Here is a 16,486-nt window from a genome sequence, read left to right as displayed (position 1 = left end):
AACATCGCTTTTTCAAGGAGATAGTCATGTCATCGTCAGTCGTATTGATCACAGGGGCCCTCACTGGCATCGGCCGCGCTGCAGCAGTCGCGTTCGCAAAAGCAGGCCATCGCGTCGTTGTTTCCGGGAGAAAGCCGGATGCCGGGGAGGCTTTGATCCGCGAACTCCGTGCGTCTGGTGGCGAAGCCGAGTTCGTCCAAGCCGACGTGCGCAAGGAAGACGATGTCCGTCGCCTTGTCGACCGCACGGTTGAGCGCTTCGGGCGTCTCGATGTCGCGGTGAACAATGCCGGCACCGAAGGCAAGCCCGGCCCGATTACGGACCAGACCGCGGAAAGCTACGCCGCGACGTTCGACACCAATGTTCTCGGCGTGCTGCTGAGCATGAAGCACGAAGCGCGCGTCATGAAGGGACAGGGCAGCGGCAACATCATCAACATCTCCTCGACCTACGGGCATGAGGGCGCGGCTGGAGCGTCGATCTATGTCGGCAGCAAGCACGCCGTCGAAGGCATTACCAAGTCGGTGGCGCTCGAACTCGCAAAGTCGGGCGTCCGTGTGAACGCCGTGGCTCCCGGTCCGACCGACACCGGCATGTTGACCCGCTTCACCGGTACACCCGAGAACAAGGCGGCTCTGGTGACGACCGTGCCGATGGCCCGCCTCGGCCTCTCGGAGGAGCTTGCCAATGCGATCGTCTTCATCGCGTCGCAAGGCGCCTCATACATCACCGGCCATGTCCTCCATGTCGATGGCGGCAAGAGCCACTGACTGTCGGGGCTTTCCATGACCCAGCACAATCACCAGACCGCTCCCACGCGGTTCATCGAGGCCAACGGCATCCGCTTCGCCTATCGCCGCTTCGGCAGGGCAGGTGGCGTGCCGCTGGTCTTCAACCAGCATTTCCGCGGGACGATGGATCATTGGGACCCGGCCGTCACCGACGGTCTGGCCGGGAACCGCGAGGTGATCCTCTTCAATAATGCGGGCGTATCGAGCAGTTCAGGCCGGGTCCCGACGAGCTTTCAGGAAATGGGTGCAAATGCAATCTCGTTCATCAAGGCACTCGGGCTTACCAAGGTCGACGTGCTCGGCTTTTCCATCGGCGGCATGGTCGCCCAGGAAATTGCAATCCAGGCTCCCGATCTAGTTCGCCGGCTCATTCTTGTCGGAACCGGGCCGCGTGGGGCTGACATGGCAACGAGCAGATCAGCAGAGATATTCGCCGCCACCTACGACTCGCCGGAGTATCTCTGGCTCGCCGTTCACTTCTCGCCGTCCCCTTCGAGCCAGGCCGCAGGCCTCGCCTTTCTGGAACGCAAGCTTTCCCGCGACGATCGCGACCCAGAGGTGAGCGGAGAAGCTGCATCCGCGCAGCGCGAGGCCATCGGCAGGTACATCGCGCCGGCCGAGAGCGTCTTCGACCGTCTGAAAAATATCCGTCAGCCGACGCTGATCGTGCAGGGCAGTAACGATGTCATCATACCTACGGTGAACTCTTACATCCTGCAGCAAAACCTGCCGAATGCGCAGCTGATCCTTTATCCGGATGCAAATCACGGGTCGTTCTACCAGTACCCGGAAATCTTCGTGTCGCAAGCCGACCGGTTCCTCAGATCGTCACTTCAAGGCGACGATGCTAACCTGCAACCCGCCGAGCGGCTGCCATTCCCCTCCATCGTCTCGGAAGGAAGTTAGCTGGCTGGGACACGGAGCCAGGACATGGAAACGCCGCCCAAGACCCCGTTTCCAACTGAAAAGGATGCAAATCATGGCAGACAAAGTGGTGAAGATTCCGGGGGCTGATCACCCGATTTCGATCGAGGTGAACCCGTCGCGTATCGTGGTCAAGATCGGCGGAAAGACCGTCGCAGACACAAGCGCTGCGCTAACGCTGCGCGAGGCGTCCTATCCGCCCGTTCAGTATATCCCCCGTCGGGACGTCGATATGACCGCGCTCGCGCGGAGCGAGCATACTTCGTACTGTCCCTACAAGGGCGACGCCTCCTATTACAGCATTCCGGTTGGAGGAGATCGTTCGGTCAATGCGGTGTGGACTTATGAGACGCCGTTTGAAGCGGTGGCGCAGATCAAGGACTACGTCGCCTTTTACCCGGACCGGGTCGACGAGATAAGTTAACCGGAGCGGTCTGCTGATGTTCGGCGACAGGTTCGTAGATCGATCTTGATCGCGACAGAGCGAAGGCGGCGAGCTACACCGTGAGCGATGTGATGGAGAAAGTCACGACGACCGGTGCGAACAGGAACTAAGAAACACCCAAGGTTCGCGGCATTTATGGTGGTAAGGGGGTGCTAAAGGCATGACCGCAATTGGCCCCAAGCGGCCGACACGGCATGTCCGCTAGACGTCTGTTCTCTGGGGGTGAAGCGGACTCGACATACTCAACCTGAGTTCTTCCGCGTGTGACCCATCTCGGACATTTGGACGCAGCGACCGGGCCGATTGTTCTCATCGGCGTCCCGTCTTGAAGTGCTAGACTTCGACATGGACGAGGCGTTTTCCATTGGGGGTTCCAATGAGACGGCGCGGTTTCATCACGCTTGTCGGCGGCGCGGTGGTGGCGTTGCCGCTCGCAGCGCTGGCCCAGAAAACGGGACGGACCTATCGCCTGGGTTGCTTGTCTCCGCATCCTCGCGACATTCAGTTTAACGTACGTTTTTTTGACAACCTACGGCGCGCTGGTTTCATTGAAGGCCAAAACCTCACGATTGATTACCGCGCCTTTGCACTTCATATCGATCTGCTTTCGCAACATGCGGCGGAGCTGGTCATAGCCCAACCCGAGGTCATCTATGCTGCTGGAAACGAGGCAGTTGACGCCGTGCAGCAGGCGACCAAGAGCATTCCCATCGTTGGGATCACAGGCGATATGGTCGCGGAGGGATTGGTAAAATCATTCGCCCGGCCCAATGGGAATATCACGGGGATCAGCATTTTTGCTCCTGAGCTTGACGGCATGCGACAGGACATCCTGATCGAAGCCGTGCCTGGAATTCGCCGCATGGCGGCTCTCGCCGATACCAGCTTGACTGAGGCGAAGACGCGCGCTCTGCAAGAGGCGGCGCGCGCAAAAAACGTCGAGCTTTCAATCTATCGCGTCACCAGAGCTGAGGAGATTGCAGCGACTATCGATGGCGCAGAGGCATCGGGGGCCACAGCGCTAAATGTTCTTAGTTCCGGGATGCTCGACGGCAATGGTCCGCTGATTATGGAACGAGTTGCAGCACTGCGCCTTCCAACCATGTATCAGTGGGGAGTGCGGGCCGAGCAAGGTGGCTTTATCGGCTACGGCCCATCCTCCGATCACTTGGCAGACCTTACTGCCCGATTTGCGGCGAGCCTTTTGCGCGGCACGATGCCTGCCGATCTGCCGGTCGAACAGCCGACGAAATTCGAGCTGGTGATCAACCTCAAGACCGCTAAGGCGATGGGTGTGACGGTGCCCGAGTCTCTGCTGGCCCGCGCCGATAAGTTGATCGAATGAGATGATGGGTTTGCGGCACCGCATGAATCTGGAAATGGCCCGCTCGAGACCGATCGATGGGCCTCATGATGTCTGCTCTTGGGGTTAGACCGGAAGCTCTCGGGTAGAAGGTGAAGCCGTCGCGAATAACCCATTTCGGACGAAAATGACGTCCATTGGCGTCCGACATGACGAACGCTACCCTTCCGGTACCCCCGCCAGCCGCATTCCCTCAACGAGGCGTTCGTGGACAGCAAGAAAAATCGGATTGTCGCTCGGTACGTGAGCGCGAAACCGACAGATGGTGAAGCTTGGATCAAGCGCAAGTCCCGCTCGTACCGTGGCGCGCGCCTGGTCTAGTTCGCCAAGCCACGCAAGCACTGCCCCGAGAGGGAAGTGGGCGAACGAATGGTTGCGGTTTGCATCGAGGCCCCGACGCATCCAGATGACCGCCTCGTCATCAACACCGAGCTGCGCCTTGGCAAGGCCAACATACCCCATCCAACGAGCGGCATAGGTGTCGCGAGGAGAAAGGCGGAACGCCTCGTTTATGTGAGTTTCGGTTTCTGCGCCTCGACCAAGGAAGAACTTGGCCAGGCCGATGAGAGCATGAGCGCGGGCTAAATTGCGATCCAGCGCCAATGCCTGCTGGCACTCCGCGATGCCTTGGACTGCGCGTTTCGTAAATATTTGCGAGTTGCCCAAAGTCAAGTGAGCCAAAGCGTGGTTTGGGGCGAGGGATAGTACCCTCATTATGGTTGTCTCCGCCGCAGCAAGCCGCGCTGAATAGTCATCGGCTATAAAGGAAGCCCCTAGTGAGGTATCGACCCGCGCCAAGCCGACCATGGCCTCAATGTTTTCGGAATCGAGCACAAGGGCTCTCTCGAAAAAACTGCGCGCTCGTGTCAGGCAATCGGGGGTCTGCCCCTTGTTGAACCAGCTGCTGCCTTGGAACACCAAGTCCATCGCGTCTGGACGCAGTGAACACTCCGCCCGCCGTGCCTCCGCGGCAACAAGTTCGGCATCAAGCTCGTTAGCGAGTCTCGATACGATTTCATCCTGCATGTCAAGGAGGTCGGCAACAGGCTTGTCAAAGCGTTCGGCCCAGAGGTGATTGCCTGTATTGGCGTCAACCAACTGCACGTTCACACGGAGGCGGTTGCCGCTTCGCTGCACAGAACCTTCGAGCACATAACGGACGTTCAGCTCACGTCCCAGCTTCCTTACGTCCAGGGCTTTGCCCTTAAACGTGAACGCGGTGTTGCGCGCAATCACAAACGCGCCACCGATGCGCGATAAGTCTGTAGTGAGGGTCTCGGTCACCCCATCCACGAAGTACTCTTGCTCCGGATCACCGCTGAGGTTCGTAAAAGGAAGCACTACTATGGAAAGGTGAGGCGCTGAAGCCGTGTCCCACTTTGCGCGCATACCGTGGGTCGCGGGGCTTTGCTCTTCCCAGACGATAGCGAAGGCCCGGACCGGGCGGGCGATGTTTTTAAGGCTCTGCTCACCCATGTCGGCGAACTCGACGCCAACTTTGCCTCGGACGTGATCATACGCAGACAGCGAGATGCAGATGCCGCCGGGCTCTGCGATCGTCTCAAGCCGCGCCGCGATGTTTACGCCATCGCCGAACATGTCATTACGCTCGATGATTACGTCTCCAATGTTGACTCCCACCCGGAAGGCTATGCGACTGTCCTCCGCGTCTCCAATTGTAAGTTCTCCAACTCGGATTTGGAATCGTACAGCAGCTCGGACTGCTTCAACCGCGCTCGGAAATTCTGCCAAGAACCCATCGCCAGTGTTCTTCACGATGCGGCCACGATGCTCCGCGATCGCAGGACCGACAGCTTCCGTCAGGAGCGTCGTAAGTTTGGTATGAGTAATTTCTTCGTTGTCATGCATTAGCCGCGAATAACCAACCACATCGGCGGCCAATATTGCCGACAATCTGCGCTCAACCCGGACTGGCCGCTCTTGCACCATGGCCCGCATCCGACCCATGGTACACCGTACACCGGATCATAGTGCCAGCCAAACCCGGCTATGAACGGCTGCCCGGCTGACTATTGCTTGTTGGTCATTGAAATGTCAGCCGCGCTGACCGATGCTGCGAAGGTTTCGAGGACGTGCCCATATGTCGCTGAAGGTCCTTAGTTGACTCTCGTCTTAAGCGCGTGAACGTCGGGTTTCCGGCCGCGAGCGCACTAGGTGTGAACAGCGTCGGTAAGACCGCTTGTGACCAATTCGGACCTTCAACGCTTCGGCGCGTTGATATCATCGTGGTGTCAATTGGCTGATGCTGCTTCCGGGCAATTTACGAGTTCGGGCCGCCCATTTCACGCAGCAGTGTTTGGGCCTCCCGGAGGTCGAGGGTATCAAAGCCTTCGGTGAACCAGCCGCAGATTCCTGTGAGGAGATCCTGCGCATTGCGTCGCTCGCCGCGCTCGGCCCACAGCCGGGCGAGCGAGGTCGCGGCGCGGAGCTCGAGGGACCTGGCTTGCTGATTGCGCGCGATCGCGATCGCCGTTCGAAAGCAAGTCTCACAGGCCGAAACGTTTACAGGATTGCACCGGAGCAGCAACGCGCCCCTAAGGCGATGCAGCTCGGCCTCGTAGAAGCGTTCCGCCCGTTCCTGGACGATGCCGAGTGCCTGGTCGAGAACCGTGAGCCCCTCATCGAGGCGGTTCGCTTTGTCACATGCTTCGGCAATCAGGGCGAGGAAACATGGCTGCCAGAGTCCAGCGCCCGTCGCCCGGAGATCGGCCATCCCCTGCCGCATTTGCGCGATACATTCTTCCGGCTTCTGTCCGCTCTCGCTTAGCGCCCAACCGTGCAAAATGGTTCCCATCGCCCTCCAGAGGGGATAGCCGTGCTCGCTACAGAGCCGGATGGCTGCCTGCGCCATTTCTTCTGTGCCGGGCACTTCGCGGCGGAACTGGCGGAGCCACGCGGCCCACACCAGAGCTAAGGCGCGGCTGTGAGGATGTGAGAGTTCCTCAGCCAAAGCGAGCGCCCTCTGGCTCCTGTCGAGGGCCTGGTCGGCAAAGCCCAGAAACCACCAAGCGAGAGCTGCATAGGAGAGACACACCACGCCAGGGTCAATGCCGTAGGTATTGGCATGCGATCGCAGCAGCTTCGCATCGTATAGTGCTGTCCCTTCTTCCAGTTTGGCGCGGGCGAGAGCCACCTCTCCAAGCCAGAGCAAGGGTACCCCAAGGGCCCGGTTGGCCTCCACGAGGAGGGTCTGATCGCCCAGACTCTGCCCCAGCTCGGTGAGATGCTCCCCGACCCCCCGCGCCGCGATCAGATCGCCGCGGACGTGATAAATCCTGTACAGGCCATGCAGCACTGGGAAAAGCCGGGGTGTGAGATCGATGTGGCTACACAACGCCCTTGCCCGAACGTAGGCCTGCTCCACCTCCGGCGCGGCATAGCCCTTAGTCGCCATCAGCGCGGACCCGAGCGCCAATTGCAATTCCAGCTCGCGTTGCGCGCGTTCGGTGGTGTCTGAAGAAGCCTCGAGCAGCTCCAATCCGCGGGCCAAATGACTGATCGCCTCAAGGTAGGCCGAGCGCTCCAGGGCTCGGACGCCGGCCCTCTGGAGGTAAGCGACGGCCTGCTCTTTCAGGCCCGCCTCCGCATAGTGATGGCCGAGCAGCTCGGGCTCCGTCTCAGCAGATTCCGGAAAATGCTCTTCCAGAACGGTGGCAATCCTCGCATGAAGCTGCTGGCGACGGCTCCGGAGCAGGCTCCGATAGGCCACCTCGTGCACGAGCGCGTGCTTGAAGCGGTAGGTCGCGTTCGGCGGTGTGCCTCGGCAGAACACAAGTTCCGAAGCACACAGTCCCTTGAGTGCATCTTGCAGTATGGCCTCACTCAGAGGGGCGGTCATGGAGACCAAGTCATAGGAGAACTCCCGACCGATGCAGGAGGCGATTTGTGCCACTTGCTTGACGGGAGCGAACCGGTCGAGGCGAGCCATGAGGCTGTCGTGCAGCGTGGCTGGGATTGCGAGCGGCGGCAGGGGGCCGCCGAGAATGTAGCGGTCGCTTTCTTCCGCCAGCATCCCGGACTCCAAGATCGCCTTGGTCAGTTCCTCAACGAACAGCGGCACGCCATCGGTTCGGGCCAAGACCTGCGCGAGCACTTCTGCAGGCAGTGCCTTGCCGCCCGTGAGCTGCTCGACCATGGATGCGCCCTGCCGGCGCCCGAGGCGGCTGAGGGTCAGTAGCGTGAGATGCGCGTGGCCAGTCCAGCGCGGGGAAAACTCGGGACGGCAGGTAATGAGCACGAGAATGGGCAGGGTCTGCACGCGCTCGATCGCCGACTCCAACCATTCTAGCGTGGATGGATCAGCCCAATGCACGTCCTCATACACTGCCAACACCGGTCGGTGCGCGGCCAGTCCGGTCAGTTGATCCACGAGCGCATCGAAGGTGCGCCGCTTCTGCTGCTCGGGGCTCAACTCGAGGGGCGGGTAGCGGGGGGCGGTCGGGACCGACAACAGCGCTGCGAGCAGCGGCGCGGCCCCAGCGACGTCTCGGGTCGCTACAGCGATGAGCGCTTCCAGCTTATCGAGCTTCTGCAGTGGCCCGTCATCCCTTGCAAAGCCAGCGCCTCTTTCGAGCAGATCGATCACGGGATGGAGCGGACTCGTTTGGTGGAATGGCGAACAGAAGTGACTCAACGGCGTGTAGGTCTCTCTGGCCAGGCGCTCGCGCAGCGCGCGGACAAGGCGCGACTTGCCGATACCGGGCTCGCCAGACAACAGAACGACCTGCCCCTCGCCGTCACGGACCCGTGCCCACCGGTCGAGCAATAGCGCCAACTCCTGCTCACGACCGACGAGCGGCACCAAGCCTGTCCCGTGCAAGGCCTCGAAGCGATCCTCCGCTACGCTTGGGCCTAGGAGAAAGATGCGCAGCGGCTCGTCGAAACCATCCAGGGCTCGCTGGCCCAGGTCCTCAACCTCGAACAGCCTGCCGAGCAGTCGCCACGTGCTTTCGGCAATCACGACCTGTCCGGGTCGGGCAAGCGCCTGCAATCGAGCGGCCAGATTCGGGGTCTCTCCGATCACGTCGCGCTCCTGAGCCTCCCCCGAGCCGACCAGATCCCCGACAACGACGAGACCGGTCGCGATGCCGACGCGCGCGGCCAACGGTTGGCCGTCCGGAGATGTGAGCCCAGCTACGGACTGAGTGACGGCGAGGCCTGCCCTGGCGGCCCGCTCCGCATCGTCCTCGTGCGCCTTAGGCCAACCAAAATAGGCCAGGACCCCGTCACCCATGAACTTGGCTACATGCCCAACGTAACGCGAAATCTCGCCCGAGACCGTGTTCTGATAGGCGCGAATGACCTTGCGCATCTCCTCCGGATCGACCCGCGACACCATTGCAGTCGAACCGACCAGGTCGGCAAACATCACCGTGACCTGGCGCCGCTCCGCCTCCGAGAACGGCAGGGCTGTCCCGGGGACCGCGGCTGGTGCTGTCATGCGAGGGGTGGTCACCGGAACTGAGCCGGTGCGCAGAGCGGCGATCGCCGCGAGCAGCTTGCGGCGATGGCCGATCGAGGTGACTCCGAGCCCGATCAAATCCTCCGCCGTGAGATCGGCGAGGACCTCGGCGTCGACATCGTTCTCGCGGAACGACTGCTCGTACTGTCCCAGCCCCAGATCACGCAGCCAGGCCGCGACGTCCATGGGCTCCTCCCGGCTCCGCTGTTCTCAGAGGCGCAGGTGCTCTAGCGTACCTCAAAATGGCTCACGGGGGGCGCGGTGAAACGTCACGAGCCGACTCCGGAGGAAGGCAGCTTTTGGCCCTTAGCGGACCGTCACCATCGCCCACTGACACTTCGGCTGGCCGGCGACGTGCGGACTTCGCGCAGAGCGGCCGCCATCGGCGGCTTTTGACCCTCAAGAGACGTCGCTGGGTTGACTTTTGTCTGGCGTCGCTCCGGTTGCGGGTGCACACTGGGTCGATCACCGCACCGCACCGCACCGTGCTTTGATCAGTGATGAGAACGCCGGTTGCGCTCCCTCCCAATTCACGCAGGGAAAGGAGAGTGCCATGAGACGACACCCACAATCCCACATTAGCGACAACTTGAATGCGGAACGAGCACGCATCATAGCGGAGCTGGAAAATACGCAGCCAGAACCGCAGCGTGATCTTCTAGAACGCAGACTGCGCCAGCTCGAAACCGAGTCCAACATAGACGAATGGCTGACGTCGTCGGGTCTGCAGCCCCCTGAGCTATAAGGCCGTCTCAGGTCGACCGACCGCGTAGGGAGCAGATGCAAGAGTATCGCGCAAATATCATGGGCCTCGACGGGCATATCGAGCTTCGCATGGTTCTAATATGCAAGGACGAAACCGAAGCCAAGAAGCGCGCCAGATGCTTGGCAGACGGCTACGACGTAGAACTATGGTTTGAAGATCGAAAGATCGCGGAATTTAAGAGCGAGTAGACCAGTCTCAGCTGGCAGCCTGCTCGCCATCCCGCTACCGCACGGGAGCGTCCGTCACTCGCGGAGATTTTTGGCAAACTCGAAGCCCGGCGGATAGCCGTGTTCCTTTGCGGTTTGCGGACCCAATCCATATTTGGAGACGAATACAAGAACGCTTTTGCCGCTATGTTCTCTGGTCTTGCCAGCGAGCACAATGTGCTGTTTTACCCGGCTTTTGATGATGCGTTTGTTGACAATGCTCAGCTCAAGGCGCTGGACGGTCTGCACCCCAACGCGGCTGGAAACGAAGCAGTCGTCACGCGCATGTTGCCAACCGTCGAGGCCCTGATCGGCCGAGCACGTCGCAGAGACCGTTGAACCTGCAATCTCGGCGGACAACGGTATCGCCAATGCCGCGATGAAAATCCAACGGCCCACTTCGGCTAGTGGCCCATCAGCGAAGTGGCGACATCTTTCATTGAGGTCCGCTTGGTGGGGTAGAGCGGACTGACTTTGCTCACTCTGAGTTCTTCGCATTTTGACCCGTTGCCGACTTAGCGAGACTGTCAGCACCTGTTGTACCAAGCCTCGGCTTGGTCCGCCTGTAGATCGGACCTCCCGGCACATACCATCCGGCTTTCTTGCGAACGGTTGAATTTTCATCATCTTGCTGGGCAGCGGAGATTGCCGCAGCGGCAAGAGCATTGGTGTGAACGAATTGTCCGACCACTTCTATCGCCATTGCGCGGACGTGCGCATCGGGGTCGCGCGCAAGCAATCTCATTGCCTTGGGAAGCACTTCACCTTCCTCGGGCTTGCAGGCCCCTTCCTTACACCGGTCGCATGCTAGCGTGTGCAAAGCAGAGCACCTGACGCGCTCATCGGCATCGTTCAGCATACCCATCAGATCGGCGAGAGTGTCGGGCGATAGATATCGGTCGAGAAACCTGCAGCAATGCAAGCGAACATCAGCATTGTCATGCCGCAGCCCAGCGCGCACTGCAGGAACCGCTTGCGTCCCAATATTGAGCAACGCCCGATAGGCGTCTGGCGCCCTGTATGGGAATGCAAGCTCTTCGATGATCTTGTGAGTTCTGCCAACATGTCAGCGACCCGTTGGGTTGTTGCGCGTTGCCCATTTTAGAACGCCACCGCGTTTCTCGCCATATAGCCATTTCCGCTGATGGCCCTTAGCGGACCTGCGCGACGACCCCGGTTGATGTCCGCCTTTGACCCGTTTGCGACATCGCAGCCAGCCCTGACGGTGTCCATTCTTCTGGTCTCGCCCTATGGTTCGCACGTCGGCGTTGAGATCTAACGTGACGACCGCGTTGCAGGCTCCATGCTCACAAAGCTGAAGACCTACCGGATCTCGCTGGGCTTCTATAATCTGGCGATCTCGGCGCGGCGAACCCGGCGCGTGCGCCCACTTGCGCGCTCAGTGTTAGGGCGTGCATTCCGGGCAAGTGTCGCCAATTGATCCGAGCACGTCGCCGATCTCCGTGACGGCCTCCTCCAGTGAGACACCAGGCGGCGGATCCAGGCGGGCGATGTCAAAGACGCGTTCTCGGGCATGAGGATCGGCACGATCCTGCGCCCAGCCGTGCGCCTCGCATTCGCGGATTGCGCCGGCCTCTTGCAATACGGCGAGCGCCCAGCCTCGTAGCGTTCGGATCGCCGGGTGTCTCTGTTTCGTCGTCAGCATCTCGTCGCTCCTGCCCGGACGAATTCCTCCGCCCCTCGGTCGTTCCGGCCGGTTAGCGCGGGACAGGGATTCAGAATTGGCAGGGCGGACGACCGTCCACCTGTTCCACCCGACTGTGCATAAGCGCAGGCAATCAGCCTTCCTTGGCGGTCAGCTTCGTCGCGCCATGTTCTTTGCGGATCGGGAGATCACTTCGGACATAATTTCTCCAAAAGTTCCATCACGTACCCCTCTTGTAAGGGGCGGCGCTCCATCCATATACCATCCATACAGATGGCGAATGGATGGCGATGCCCTGGAATATTCAAGAATTGAGGCCCAAGCCTCCGGAAACCGAAAAGATCACCATCAATCTCGGCTTCGTCGATCTGGGCCACGTCGATCTGATGGTGAAGGACGGGTTCTATTCGAACCGCACGGATTTCATCCGGACGGCGATCCGCAATCAGCTCGAGCGTCACGCCGACGTGGTCAAGCAATCTACCGCCCGTAAAGGCTTGGATCTCGGCCTCCGGAATTACACGCGCGCGGATCTCGAAGCGGCGCAGCGAGCCGGCGAGATGCTGCACATCAATGTGCTTGGCCTTGCCAGCATCGCGCAGGACGTCACGGCCGAACTCGCCCGCTCAACTATCGGCTCGGTTTCCGTGCTCGGAGCCCTCCATGCCACCCCCGCGGTCAAGGCCGCTCTCGCCGACAGAACAAGGTGAACACGATGTTGAATCACGACACGCTGCGCGAAGCCACGCGGTTGACGCGAGCGGGGCAACTGACCGAAGCCACGGCGCTGCTGCAGCGCATGTTCAAAGGCGAGCATGCGCCCGCTGCGGCATCGCTCGTCCCGCAGCTCGTCGGCCTTCCAGACGGCGTTCCGCCCACCATTGACCTCAAGTCTAGCCGCCTCGGCTGGGCCGACCTCAAAGCTCCGGCTACCACGGCACGTTTGCACCGGCCGCTGTTCGATCGGGCCAAGGACGGCACCTGGCTGGGTCTGCGGGGTGCCAAGCACGCGCCTGCTTCGATCACCGACATCGCGCCGGAAGGAACGAAGTTTATCGATGGCAACTACAGCAACGAGGCCGGAAGCCGGAGCTACAAGCTGTTCATCCCCAGCGGCTACCAACGAGGTCAACCGCACCCGCTGGTCGTCATGCTGCATGGCTGCACTCAGTCGCCGGACGATTTCGCAGCCGGCACCAGAATGAACTTCATCGCAGAAGAACAGAACTGCCTGGTGGTCTATCCGGCACAGCATGGCGGCGCTAATCCGTCCAAGTGCTGGAACTGGTTTCGCGCGACTGACCAGCGCCGCGACGAAGGCGAGCCCTCGCTGATCGCCGGCATCACTCGCCAAGTCATGCGTGACTACTTAATCGATCCAAAGCGCGTCTTCGTCGCCGGCCTCTCGGCTGGAGGCGCCGCTGCAGCAATCATGGGAGCCACCTATAGCGATCTATATGCTGCGGTCGGGATCCATTCCGGCCTCCCTTGCGGAGCCGCTACCGATATGCCCTCGGCGTTCACCGCCATGCGGCAAGGGGGCAAAGGCGCTCGTCCTGCGGCGACCGGCCCGATGATCCCGACCATTGTTTTTCACGGCGATCGCGACACCACCGTGCATCCAGGCAATGGCGCCCAGGTCGTCGAACAGACTATCGGAGCGACCAAGACGCAGAAGAAAGTGCATCGCGGGCAAATTCCGGGAGGGCATGGATATACCCGAACGACCCACGTCGACGGCCAGCGGGAGATTTTGGAGCACTGGAACATCCACGGCGCCGGCCACGCTTGGTCCGGAGGGAGCCCCGCCGGATCCTATACGGACGCAGAGGGGCCGGATGCCACGAAGGAAATGCTGCGATTCTTTCTGGAGCGTCCGCACGCCGGATGAATCTTGAAGCGGAGCTACTCCGACGGCATCGTGAATGTGAAGCGCGTCTCCTTCGGCGACGACGAGACGGTCAAAGAGCCGTCGTGCGCCTTCGCGATCTGAGAAGCGATATATAGCCCCAATCCGAGTCCTTGCCTGCTTGCGCGGGCCTCGGAACGAAAGAACGGCTCGAACAGCTTCTCCATCGCCGCTTCCGGTATAGGCTGGCCGGCGTTGGCGACCCAGAGCTCGAAAGAACCGCCGTGCGTTTCGGCGTGAACGACGATCGGCTGGTCAGAGGTGCCATGCGTCAAGGCGTTGCCTAGAAGGTTGGAGAGTAGCTGACCAACACGCGTCCGGTCGCAATCAACCGGCCGGTCGATCGCGAAGTCCGCAAGGATTTCCCTCCCGGGCGATCCCATACGCAGTTCGTCTACGACCTGCTCGAGTTCAGGTTGAAGTGGCTTTCGGGTGTCGCGCCGCAGGGTGATGCCACCGCCCAGCCTGCCACGCGCGAAGTCCAGCACGTTGTCGATCATCGCGCTCATCCGGATGACGGTCGACTGCAGCATCGCGGTGACCCGGTGCTCCTGCTCGCTCTGTACCGTCCGATCGAGGATACGGGCGCCGGCGCTAATCGAGGCGAGCGGATTGCGCAGATCGTGACCGAGAACGGCGATGAATTGTTCGCGAAACCGCGACGTCTCATTTTCCAGCCGCAGCACCTCCTGCGTGGCCTTTTCCGCCGTCACGGCCAGATCCTTGGCCGACAGAAGCTCCGTTTCGTACCGGCGCCGGTCGGTCGCCTTAATCAGCGCGATGCGGATGCCCAGCGCGTTCCCGTTCGGATCGCGGCGCTCATTGGCGTTCGCGATGATCTGCAGCGGATCGCCCGCGGCCGTAAGCATGTCGATCGCGAACTCGTTGAAGAAACCCTGCATCCGGAGTAGGGGCGCGATATGGGTTTCGAAATAGATACGCCCGGGAAAGGTGAGGAAATCACTGAAGCGCTTCCCGAGCATCGCGTCCGCGTCGTGACCGGTCCATGCGAGGAACGTCCGGTTCACGTGCTCGATGCGCGTGTCGGCGCGCAGCGTGATGTAGCCGCACGGCGCATTTTCGATCATGTCGTCGAAGTCGAGACCGGCGACGCTCACTAGACGAACGTTCTCATGGCGTCGACCACCTCTTTAGGGGCGCTGAGATTCGGACAGTGTCCGGTCGCGTCGAGGACGATCATCCGGCTGCCCGGGATGTTGCGGTGGACGAACTCGCCGACCTCAAGGGACGCGATGATGTCCTCCTTGCACTGGAGGATCAGCGTTGGAACGGCGACGCCGTCCAGGTCCTTGCGGTTGTCGGAGGTGAAAGTGACTCGGGCGAACGCCTTGGCGATCTCCGGATCGGTTCGGCAGAAGCTGTTCGTCAGTTCTTCGCCGAGTTCGGGCCGGTCGGGATTGCCCATGATCGCGGGCGCCATCTGGGTCGACCAGCCCATGTGGTTGGACTCGAGGAACTGCAGCAATTCCTCGATCTGCGAGGCACTGAAGCCGCCGACGTATTCGTCATCGTCGATGTACCGGGCAGAGGGGCCGACTAGGACCAGCTTGCCGAACATGCCGGGAGCCTTCTGAGCGGCAAGTACGCCGATCATGCTGCTGACGGAGTGGCCGACGAAGATTGCATCCTCCAGTTCGAGTTCGCGCCCGATTTCGACAAGGTCGTCGGCATACCCCGATAGGCTGGAGTATTTAGTCTTATCGTAGGCGGCGAGATCCGACCCGCCTGCGCCGACCTGATCGAACGTTACCGTCTCGAAGTCGTTCTCGAACGCCGGAGCCACGAACCGCCACATGTTTTGGTCGCAGCCGAACCCGTGACCGAACACGATAGCCCGGTCCCCGGCTCCTCGAACATTCACGTTGTTCCGCTCGATTACGCCTGACATCGAATACCTCAGAAATTACGGCGCGATGCCGCATCTGCACCTTACCCGGGATCAGGTCGAGCTTGCGAGTCCTTAGCGCGGAACCCTGTCATTTATCGCTGTTCGACGGACCAGTTCGATCCGACTGACGCTGGCCAGGTCTCCTTGCCGTCGTTGAGTGCATCTACAAACCGAGTTGTGGCCCTACCGGCTGTCATCCTGGCGGCCGAGGTATGACCTTTGAAAAGTCTGGTTGTTCGAGCCCCTCGGCCTGCTGACATTCGCACGGCATTCCGGCGCCGCATTGACAGCCCTTCTCATTCCAAGCTTGGAAAGGGTGGTTCTCGCACACCCAGCCCAGCCCAAAGCAGATCTGGCAGTCGGGATCTATCAGGTGACTAACTCCAACGAACAGTCGGCACACAATCTCTTGTAATCGCTGATGGCTGTGTTCGAGAGCATCAAGACACGGTGTTCACCACGCCTAACCATTGCTTCCACCGACTCCAGCAGCACCTTGCTCGCAACCTCGGGATCACCGAGGTTGCCCGTCCGCTCCAGGTAATCCCAGGCGATCTGGATCGAGTTTTCCATGATAACGGGCAGGGGCTCACTCATGCGAGGAAACGACCCTAATAAGCTTGGCGAGTTCCTTGCGTCTCCGTGCTCTCCGATTCGTGGTGCCCGCACCGGCAATTTAGGCAGCCGCACCTATGGTGGCTCTGCGCCACGACGGCGGCCGACGCCGAATGAGGGCGTTCTTCCGAAGAACAGCGGCCGAAGTCGTCTGCGACCAAATAGACGGTCTCGTCACCGTTCGGGGCGATCGACGTAAGCCGTCGAGACTGACGCATAAGCAACTCACACGACGGAACCGGGATTCAATTTGTCGACGTCCGATTTGTCGCTGTTACAGTGCGTACGCAGTTGGAGCGCAACACAGAGTCGGCAAAACAGCGCGACGGCCTGAACAAGAGGCTTCTTTGGTTCACAGGCAGCTTTATGGGGGATGACCGGATTAGTAACCCCTCCGATTGCCCCTAGTT

General features: G+C 60.8%; 14 protein-coding genes and 1 pseudogene. 6 read left to right on the top strand and 9 right to left on the bottom strand.

Annotation, left to right across the window (positions count from 1 at the left end; all coding sequences use genetic code 11):
- Nucleotides 1–26 precede the first annotated feature (26 nt).
- From AB7245_RS34030 to AB7245_RS34015, 4 genes are all read left to right on the top strand, one after another.
- The gene (locus AB7245_RS34030) at nt 27–770 is read left to right on the top strand and encodes an SDR family NAD(P)-dependent oxidoreductase (RefSeq protein WP_354112606.1); all 744 of its coding nucleotides are present in this window, start codon (nt 27–29) and stop codon (nt 768–770) included.
- Between the two features lie 15 nt (nt 771–785).
- Complete coding sequence (locus tag AB7245_RS34025; protein ID WP_439035452.1) at nt 786–1,697, top strand: alpha/beta fold hydrolase; 912 nt, start codon at nt 786–788, stop codon at nt 1,695–1,697.
- Nucleotides 1,698–1,770: 73 nt separating this feature from the next.
- On the top strand, nt 1,771–2,139 hold the full coding sequence (locus tag AB7245_RS34020) for a DUF427 domain-containing protein (RefSeq protein ID WP_354112608.1): 369 nt from the start codon (nt 1,771–1,773) through the stop codon (nt 2,137–2,139).
- A gap of 397 nt (nt 2,140–2,536) precedes the next feature.
- Nucleotides 2,537–3,505, top strand: coding sequence for an ABC transporter substrate-binding protein (locus AB7245_RS34015; protein WP_354112609.1), 969 nt, complete (start codon nt 2,537–2,539; stop codon nt 3,503–3,505).
- A 177-nt stretch (nt 3,506–3,682) separates the two neighbouring features.
- Here AB7245_RS34015 and AB7245_RS34010 read toward each other — a convergent pair whose 3' ends face one another.
- The 6 genes and pseudogenes from AB7245_RS34010 to AB7245_RS33985 all read right to left on the bottom strand — a co-directional run bounded on the left by AB7245_RS34010 (nt 3,683) and on the right by AB7245_RS33985 (nt 11,643).
- Complete coding sequence (locus AB7245_RS34010) at nt 3,683–5,473, bottom strand: adenylate/guanylate cyclase domain-containing protein (protein ID WP_354112610.1); 1,791 nt, start codon at nt 5,471–5,473, stop codon at nt 3,683–3,685.
- A 331-nt stretch (nt 5,474–5,804) separates the two neighbouring features.
- Entirely contained in the window at nt 5,805–9,191 is a 3,387-nt protein-coding gene (locus AB7245_RS34005; protein WP_439035451.1) for an AAA family ATPase, read from the bottom strand.
- 822 nt (nt 9,192–10,013) lie between these two features.
- Entirely contained in the window at nt 10,014–10,337 is a 324-nt protein-coding gene (locus tag AB7245_RS34000; protein ID WP_354112613.1) for a hypothetical protein, read from the bottom strand.
- Between the two features lie 118 nt (nt 10,338–10,455).
- Nucleotides 10,456–10,737 carry a hypothetical protein gene (locus tag AB7245_RS33995; protein WP_354112656.1) on the bottom strand — a complete coding sequence of 94 codons (282 nt, stop codon included), beginning with the start codon at nt 10,735–10,737 and terminating at the stop codon, nt 10,456–10,458.
- 60 nt (nt 10,738–10,797) lie between these two features.
- A pseudogene (locus AB7245_RS33990) lies at nt 10,798–10,971 on the bottom strand (HEAT repeat domain-containing protein); the annotation flags it as partial.
- A 411-nt stretch (nt 10,972–11,382) separates the two neighbouring features.
- Complete coding sequence (locus tag AB7245_RS33985; protein WP_354112614.1) at nt 11,383–11,643, bottom strand: hypothetical protein; 261 nt, start codon at nt 11,641–11,643, stop codon at nt 11,383–11,385.
- A gap of 290 nt (nt 11,644–11,933) precedes the next feature.
- On the opposite strand from AB7245_RS33985, the gene AB7245_RS33980 reads away from it, so the two are divergent.
- Both AB7245_RS33980 and AB7245_RS33975 read left to right on the top strand, forming a co-directional pair.
- Complete coding sequence (locus AB7245_RS33980) at nt 11,934–12,353, top strand: CopG family transcriptional regulator (protein WP_135217238.1); 420 nt, start codon at nt 11,934–11,936, stop codon at nt 12,351–12,353.
- A 5-nt stretch (nt 12,354–12,358) separates the two neighbouring features.
- On the top strand, nt 12,359–13,534 hold the full coding sequence (locus AB7245_RS33975) for an extracellular catalytic domain type 1 short-chain-length polyhydroxyalkanoate depolymerase (RefSeq protein ID WP_354112615.1): 1,176 nt from the start codon (nt 12,359–12,361) through the stop codon (nt 13,532–13,534).
- Nucleotides 13,535–13,548: 14 nt separating this feature from the next.
- Here AB7245_RS33975 and AB7245_RS33970 read toward each other — a convergent pair whose 3' ends face one another.
- From AB7245_RS33970 to AB7245_RS33960, 3 genes are all read right to left on the bottom strand, one after another.
- Nucleotides 13,549–14,640 carry a sensor histidine kinase gene (locus tag AB7245_RS33970; protein WP_439035773.1) on the bottom strand — a complete coding sequence of 364 codons (1,092 nt, stop codon included), beginning with the start codon at nt 14,638–14,640 and terminating at the stop codon, nt 13,549–13,551.
- 29 nt (nt 14,641–14,669) lie between these two features.
- Complete coding sequence (locus tag AB7245_RS33965; RefSeq protein WP_354112616.1) at nt 14,670–15,461, bottom strand: alpha/beta fold hydrolase; 792 nt, start codon at nt 15,459–15,461, stop codon at nt 14,670–14,672.
- A 369-nt stretch (nt 15,462–15,830) separates the two neighbouring features.
- Nucleotides 15,831–16,058 (bottom strand): hypothetical protein, encoded by a 228-nt coding sequence (locus AB7245_RS33960; RefSeq protein WP_041959901.1) that lies wholly within the window; start codon nt 16,056–16,058, stop codon nt 15,831–15,833.
- Nucleotides 16,059–16,486 lie beyond the last annotated feature (428 nt).

Source organism: Bradyrhizobium sp. 604_D8_N2_3, assembly GCF_051810765.1.
Lineage (GTDB): Bacteria > Pseudomonadota > Alphaproteobacteria > Rhizobiales > Xanthobacteraceae > Bradyrhizobium > Bradyrhizobium barranii.
Note: the sequence above shows the minus strand (reverse complement) of the source record. Positions and strands in the feature narration are given on the sequence as shown.